The sequence below is a fragment of the Bathymodiolus platifrons methanotrophic gill symbiont genome, from assembly GCF_002189065.1.
Classification (GTDB): Bacteria; Pseudomonadota; Gammaproteobacteria; order Methylococcales; family Methylomonadaceae; genus Methyloprofundus.
The window spans coordinates 1-7519 of record NZ_BDMN01000041.1 but is presented as its reverse complement, the minus strand read 5'-3'; the positions used below and the strand labels follow the sequence as shown (position 1 = coordinate 7519).

Annotated in this window: 9 protein-coding genes and 1 pseudogene; all 10 read right to left on the bottom strand. The window is 41.8% G+C overall.

The features are described 5' to 3' along the window. Window positions 1–309 (bottom strand): transposase (locus CDZ78_RS03080; RefSeq protein ID WP_174664548.1); only part of this gene is annotated, 309 nt, incomplete at its 3' end. Window positions 310–402: 93 nt separating this feature from the next. Further along, window positions 403–1308 carry an alpha/beta hydrolase gene (locus tag CDZ78_RS03075; RefSeq protein WP_087868655.1) on the bottom strand — a complete coding sequence of 302 codons (906 nt, stop codon included), beginning with the start codon at window positions 1306–1308 and terminating at the stop codon, window positions 403–405. A 253-nt stretch (window positions 1309–1561) separates the two neighbouring features. Next, on the bottom strand, window positions 1562–1840 hold the full coding sequence (locus tag CDZ78_RS23540) for an ion channel (protein WP_263459216.1): 279 nt from the start codon (window positions 1838–1840) through the stop codon (window positions 1562–1564). Window positions 1841–2147: 307 nt separating this feature from the next. Then, window positions 2148–2868 (bottom strand): annotated as a pseudogene (locus CDZ78_RS03065) (ZIP family metal transporter). Between the two features lie 450 nt (window positions 2869–3318). Then, a complete protein-coding gene (locus CDZ78_RS03055; RefSeq protein ID WP_087868652.1) occupies window positions 3319–3873 on the bottom strand; it encodes a hypothetical protein in 555 nt (184 codons plus the stop codon). Next, on the bottom strand, window positions 3839–4081 hold the full coding sequence (locus CDZ78_RS03050; protein ID WP_087868651.1) for a hypothetical protein: 243 nt from the start codon (window positions 4079–4081) through the stop codon (window positions 3839–3841). The genes CDZ78_RS03055 and CDZ78_RS03050 overlap by 35 nt, the downstream gene beginning before the upstream one ends. 74 nt (window positions 4082–4155) lie before the next feature. After that, complete coding sequence (locus tag CDZ78_RS03045; RefSeq protein ID WP_373862426.1) at window positions 4156–4542, bottom strand: TolC family protein; 387 nt, start codon at window positions 4540–4542, stop codon at window positions 4156–4158. Between the two features lie 259 nt (window positions 4543–4801). After that, the gene (locus CDZ78_RS03040; RefSeq protein WP_167374151.1) at window positions 4802–5602 is read right to left on the bottom strand and encodes a beta-ketoacyl synthase chain length factor; all 801 of its coding nucleotides are present in this window, start codon (window positions 5600–5602) and stop codon (window positions 4802–4804) included. Then, entirely contained in the window at window positions 5602–6819 is a 1218-nt protein-coding gene (locus tag CDZ78_RS03035) for a beta-ketoacyl-ACP synthase (protein ID WP_230990681.1), read from the bottom strand. The genes CDZ78_RS03040 and CDZ78_RS03035 overlap by 1 nt, the downstream gene beginning before the upstream one ends. 7 nt (window positions 6820–6826) lie before the next feature. After that, window positions 6827–7063 carry a hypothetical protein gene (locus tag CDZ78_RS21015; protein ID WP_140413857.1) on the bottom strand — a complete coding sequence of 79 codons (237 nt, stop codon included), beginning with the start codon at window positions 7061–7063 and terminating at the stop codon, window positions 6827–6829. Window positions 7064–7519: the final 456 nt, after the last annotated feature.

The window sequence follows — 7519 nt, the reverse complement described above, 5'->3', positions numbered from 1 at the left end:
TTTATAGCGGCCTTGAAAGACGTGACCAACACGCTTGTGTACACGATTGAACTTTTGGCTATATACACCATTTAGCTGACGCATACCTTGCGATAGATTTGCATCTGGGGTCTCTATTAAAATATGGTAATGATTTGTCATCAGACAATAACCATGACATACCCAATTGTAAGATTTGCAAACCTCTCCAAAAACATTTAAAAACAATAGTCGATCGTCATCTGATTCATAAATATCTTCCTGTCGATCACCTCTTGAAGTAACGTGATACAGCGCCCCCGAAAATTCCAGTCTTAATGGCCTTCCCACAAGTATTGCTCCTTGTTTTAAACAAGTCTATGGTACGCCCCCTTAATTCAAGATTCAAGCCCTGACACATTCTGACACATTTACTCTTCAGTGTTAAATCCGTCTAATAAAATCTAAATAGATATTTTTTTTCAGCCATTTCGATATATTTTCAAAATAATCATCAATAACCTCATCGGATGACAAAACAATATCATGCACAGCATTTTTAATTTCAATAATGTCAGCCTGTGGATATATTTTTCTACCAAAAAAATCAATGTGATCCACATTGAGCACCGCGTCTGAGCTAAGCATAAGATCATTCCAGCCATTTTCAAAACAGGATTTATCAGAATGAAAAATCACACAGGGTATGGTTTCTATTTTTCGTTGCTGGACTTCTTTTTGCGCCATCAATACGGCTCTAACCCAGCCTAAATGAGTAATAAACGAAGGGACCGGTTTATATTCAAGATTAAAATTCCATCTGCCTTTGTAATTCTGGTGCAAACTTTGTGTATAAAATGAAGGCAATTGAGTAAATTTAAAATAAGGAAATAAAAGAGCTAAAGGGGTAATAAAAGGCAAAATATTTTTTAAAACTTTAGGGATATTAAATTCTAAAAAAGGACTGTTTAAAATAATGCCTGATATCAAGTGTTTATATTCGCCCTGTAAGGCATAGGATGTTGCTATTAAACCACCGGTAGAGTGTCCATTTAAAATAATATTAGAATGACCATCTTCTTTTATTTTATTCAGGACGATAGAAATCTCTTCATCATATTCGGTGATGTCTCTGAAATAATTTTCATGTTGATAGCTTTTTATAGAAGCCCCGTATTTCCTTAATTCAATTGCATAAAAACTGATTCCTTGATCAACAAAATAAGTAGCAAGGTGATGCTGAAAAAAGTAATCCATATAACCATGGATGTACAGTACAGCTGTATTTGCTTCAGGTAAAACAGCGTATTCAACAGCGGCAGATACTTCTCCTTCATAGTCATTTTTCAAAGGTATAATTTCTGATATTGAGTTGAGTTGATTTTATTTACCTTATCTATATTAAACATTTTTTAATTTTTTACTTATCAGTATATTCAAAACTATTTACAAGGGTTTAGCTGGAGGCCGGGACATACCACAGTATGAAAAAAAGAAACCAAAGTAATAGATGGCCGCGCGAAGTATAGTGCAGCGATTAACTCTTTAGAAATCTGAGTTTGCTGGTGTCGTTCGCTATAAGTTGCCGTCTTTTATACCCTATTTAAAAATCAGCAACACGCGCCACAATTAACGGAAAAACACCGATGACCAATAATCCACCGGTAGCAAGCTGCCACATGACAAGTAGACGGGTGTCTGTGGTTGCGGGAACGAAATCCCCATAACCGAGAGTGATCATTGTAACCAGGCTAAAGTACAGAGCCTCTATTTTATCTTCGAGAATAGAAGGCGGTGGAATACTGATACCGGAAGCTGTACTTGTTGCCAATGCATCTATACTTGGTCCAACATAGATCACCTCTGCACTCGCGATATACATATTCGCAAATCCAAAAACCGTCGTAATAACGATAAATAAAATCAGTACACCTAACCATGGTTTGGCTGGAAATGGGAAGTAATATGCTGGCCTGGCCAGCAAAATTCCATCTTTTATTTTACGTTCTTCGCCAGCTCTGCTCGCTGATTCAATAAGAACAGCCAGAAGGTAGCCGTTTGTTAAAATCACAACTATCCCGCTGAGCGAACTATGCCATTTAAACATAAGGGAAAGTACGCTGGTGACTACAAGTGCGCCACAAAATAGCAGATGGATTTTGCTTGCCTTGTCCATAAAATCCTCTTCCTTATCCAACGAGCATTGATCCAACCATGCCCAGCACGAATCCTGCAATTGCTGCCATGGGTGGCCCCCAGTGTTTTTTTCTAACTTCACCTGGGGGGGGGGGCGATATCCTGAAATATTGAATACAGTATGCCACCGGCGGCAAAAAGCATTATTGCGGAAACGATGACTGGAGAGTCTGCTAAAAATAGCAGGCCTGACACGCCAGCGACCGGGCCAAGTAATGCCATCAGAATAAACACGGTGATAATTTTCCGCGAACTAAATGTCCTTGATTCATTTAGTTCGCGATATGCATTAAATCCTTCTGGTAGATTTTGCAGGCCGATTAAGCCTGCGAGTAGATACGCACTGTTATCTCCGGTTGCAAAAGCAGCGCCTAACGCTATTGATTCTGGAATAAAGTCAGAGAGCATAGCGGCAAGTTGACCGGCAGGCGTGTTCATTTTATAAAGAAAAACATCCAGACCCATAAAAAAATACCCGCCTAAAACAAAACAGCTGGCGGCATATATTGGCGAAAGGTTTTCCATGCCTTCCGGAACGAGGACAAGAGCAATGGCCGATAAAAGTGCGCCGCCGCCAAAAGCCATTACACGATGTCTGAATTCTTCCCTGAGCCATTCGGATTGAATATTTTCGAACAGGGCGACAGCGGCACCCAAAGGCATAGCCAACCCAACGATGAGTGTGGATACGATGACGGCTAATAATAAATCCAAACTTATCTCCATTGAACCCGACCTTTCCCGTGCTTTAGTAAAACATCAAAAGCGAACGCTGAAAATCAGGGAAACGTAGCCTAAGCGAAGTGATGATTTTTAGTCCGCGATAGCCGTAGGGCCGTTGTTTTATCGGAGTCTGAGCGTTAGCGAAGGTGGAGGCAAAATAAAAGGCCATCCGACACGGCGTCAAGTCATTTGGAGCCTATGTTCCGACCCCTTGTTGGGTCGGGACGAGGTGACGAGGACGAAGCGGGGCCGCCGGAGGCATAAGTGGTCGCGTTAAGTTTTTGCTGCTTGCTTGGGCTGGGATGCCCAAAACAAGCTTTCGCAAAAATAGCGACTCCCCGCATCTTACACTATCTGCCGCTTTCTTAGCAAACACGAGTGCTTGAAACTTAAATTCCGCACCCAAAAATGAGGAAAACCTGAATCCCCCCCCTTTACCCATTACTGCATGTCGTTAATCAATTGCTGGAATTCCGGACTGTTTCGCAGTAACGATCGGCCAGCCTCAATCAAATGATCAACTTGTTCGTCAGTCAATGAAAAACTAGTCGGTATGGTATTCAGGATTTTTCGTGAACTCGCTGTTGGGGCCTCTCTAAATGCAACCCGGATGAAATGCGGTTTTACCGCTTTTTCCGGAGTGGACAATTCTTTAGACCAACGGGAGATAAATTTTTCCATCAAACTCAGGGTAGCCGCGTTATAGCGATGTAGTTGAATATCAGTTATCGAATTAATAGTATCTTTTAGTGAGGGCTGCTTGTTAGTTTTATCTATCTGGGGTTCAGGGTTAGTAGATGCATTGACCGATATGATAATGATACGCTGCAGCATTTCCCTTTTGTATCTTTTCGAATAGCGTATTGCGCCGCCTGTTAACTCGATAAATTCGTAAATAGCACGTAACCCAAGATTGTCAGTAATGCCTCCATCAACAAAGTGCGCATATTGACGGTTGCTATTATTGTAGAAGCTCTCCAGACCATGGGTGGCCATCTTCAGCTGAGGGTCTATCGCTGATAACTTTAGCGGCGGCCCGGGTACCACCACCGGAAAAACTCAGAATTAATATATTTTCTGCGGAAGCATTCATTTTATTAACCGCAGAATGAAAGGAATAATTATTTTTATCGCTGGCGTTAATCGTTTTCTCTGGTTTATTCTCAATCACACCATAAGATGCACAGCCTGCGGTAAACAGCATTACGCCGATGATATTTAAAATTTAAACATAATAGTTATTGAAGCAATTTACACCTGCTGCTTATTCTCCTATAGCTAGAGCCAAAGTGGCGGCGGCATGATGTGCAGTGCAGCGCGGCGCGAATCAATCAGTGTTTCTGTGGCGGAATAAAGTCCCAGAGTAGCACGTGATGCATCACTTATTGTGCCGACACCATTTACATAGGCTTTTTGCGCTGCATCTGCTGTTAAAGCTGATGCAGTTACCAACTCCTGCGCTGCAAGATTGACTGCCAATGCAGTACGTAACCCTTCATAGGCTATAGCGACTTCGCGGCTTGCAGCAGCTTTGGTAACCTCAACGCCACTCTTGGCCGCAGCCAGAGAATCCAGCGCATTCTGTTTTTTATGGCTACGCAGGCCTCCATCATAAATAGGAACTGCAATTCCGAGTAACACGCCACTACTTTGTGCAGAACCAATGTTATTGACAGAAAACCCATAAATATCTTTTGTTCCACCGCTGAAAATCCTGGAAACGGAGCTTAAGCGAAGTGAAGATTTTTAGTCCGTGATAGCGATAGGGCCGGGTGTTTTCTCGAAGCGTCTTTTTGCGTAGAGAAAATACAAGGCATTCCGACATCGCGTCAAGCCATTTGAGGTAACTAAATAAAAACCCCTCTAGGGTTTTTATAAGTGGACGCAGGGCGAATCAGGGCATCGCAGATTTTAATCAGTCCCGTTAAGCTTTTGCCGCGAACTTGGGCTTGGACGCCCAAAATGAGCTTTCGCAAAAGTAGGGTTCAAACTGACTTGTCCAGATAGGTGCTTTTATATTTAATGGTACTAAACCTGACTGCTTATCTTGTAAGGCAAGCAACAAAGGAATCACTGCGGCCGCTGGCGCTGATTCCGTTAGCTTAACCCAGTCAACCTTCAAGTCTTGCTGCTTCAACTGCGAAACCTGAGGCATAGTAATCGCCCCTATTGATTGATCAGTTTCTGTGCTCAATACAAATGCACAGGCAAATGCGCTTTGCCCAATAGGTGGAGCCAGATACTGCGGCCATAGCTCATCATAACAAACCAATAATCGCTCGCCAGGCTCTTGTTGTAACTGTGCCCACACCTCAATCAAGCCCATTGCGAAAGTATCATCAGCCGCCGCAATCGCAGTTGTGGGTGCCTGACATTTATTCAATATCCCCCAATAACCCGCAGTGGTGTTATGTACTGAATTGTGAAACTGAGTAGGCGAAAGTAATTCATTTTCATCAGGTAACAGGCGACAAAGTGCATCAGTTACCTGTATTTCTCCCCCTAATGATGCAAAGACTGAAGCTAGGTTTTGAGTATCAGAATTTGCCTGTGTACATGCGTGTTTTGCTGCGGTAATAGCCATACGCGTAGTCATACTTGTTCGCCTACGCATTCCTGCTGGAATCAGGCTTTTATCTATATCACTACTGCGTAGATCAAGGGCGGCTAATAGGGCCACTTCAGGACAACACACAGCAGCAGATTTAATAAACAATTGTTTCATCATAACGCTACAATCACACTGGCATTATTACCACCAAAACCAAAAGAATTACTCATCGCTATTTGCATATTTTTTGTCTGTAAAGGCGCTTTAATAACCTGACACTGACAATCATCATCGAGTTCCTGTAACCCCTGAGTGCCTGGAATGAACTGCTGCTGCAATGCAGTTAGCGTAATAATTGTTTCTAATGCCCCGGCAGCGCCAAGCGTGTGTCCAGTAATACCTTTAGTACCACTACAGGGTACAGAATCGGCAAAGACACTAAATACTGCCCGACTCTCAACGCTATCATTTATTTTGGTTGCCGTGGCATGTAAATTCAGATAATCAATATCTTCAGCTTTTAAGCCTGCTAGTTGCAAAGCATTCTTCATTGCTAAAGCGGCTCCCCTACCTTCTGGATGTGGTGTACTCATATGGTGTGCATCCGAAGACTCACCTACAGCTAACACTTTCATAGTATGGGCATTATCAGCATGACGCTTTTCCAGCACCAATAATCCTGCTGCTTCGCCTATACTGATCCCTTTACGGTTTCTATCCATAGGTGTACACGGTTCACTGGATACCAGCTCCAGACTACGAAAACCACGCAAAGTTAAACGACATAATGTATCAACCCCTCCAACTATCACTGCATCACACAACCCACCATTAATAAGCCGCTGACCAGCAGCAATTGCTTTAGCGCCAGATGAACAGGCGGTAGATATAGCATAACAAACGCCTGTTAAACCTAATTCCAGTTGTACAAATCGCGCAGTCGCCTGATAGGCATGTTCTGTAACGAAATGAAAATCAGCGGGCATGTTGCCTTCTTCCAGTAAGACGCCATAAGCAGATTCAGTTTCATACAGCCCCGAAGTACTCGTTCCAATAATCACCCCGATTCGATGTGCACCATATTTTTCTTTCGCTATCTCTATAGCCTCACGGACACCACCGTCAACATCATTTAATGCTGTTAATGCAACTCTTGCATTGCGGCAATTGTATTCGGCTAATTGCTCGCGAATGGCTAATAATGGCTGTTTAATTTCACCCACATAGGCAGGAAAAGGAATATTGAATAATGATAAGGGAGCAAGTTGTGATTCATTATCAATTAGGGATTTGTATAAAGTTTTATTACCTATACCACAAGCACTTAAAGCTGAATAGGCTGTGATTGCGACGGAGGCAATTGTAGCGTGATGATTTTCCATAGTTTCCATAAAATAACTACTTGAGTTCCTCTTTACAATTAGCTGATCCTCCACTCACATAACTGCAAATAAATATTTTACCGCGACAGGATGCAACCCAATTATGTGTATTGATATGGGCGGTTTCATTACTTATTTTTATTTCTTGGGCTGGGCACCCTATAGCCCCTGATGATAAATCCCGAGAAATACGTGTTGAAGTACAACCTTGAATTAGTACAACAATAAAGGTAGTAATAATTAGTTTTTTCATTTGAATCTCGTTGATAATTAAAAGTTATAAACTGTAGATTAAGTTAAGGATTTATTAATTTAAAATCAATGAATTACTTTGTAGGCTGGGTTAGATTTTTTTGCGAAGCAATAAAAACGTAACCCAGCAAAGCCTCGTATCTACGCTTCGCTTGCGAATCTAATCAGCCTACGATGTAACACATAGTTTGCAATGACTTTAACTCTTAACTTAATGGCAATTATTGGCTAGCAGGATTTTAAATTTACATCTTATTAATTAATGAAAAAATCAATCATAATAATCTCGACGATGGACTCATATTTGGACACAAAATCTTTAGTCCCGTAGGCTGGGGCCTAGTCTTCAGCCTACATTGTAAAAAAGCGGACTAAAGATCCGCTCCCCATTGTATCGAAGTTATTCTACGCACAACCCTTAGTGACTTATAAAAACACTTCCTTAGCATTGCCAACA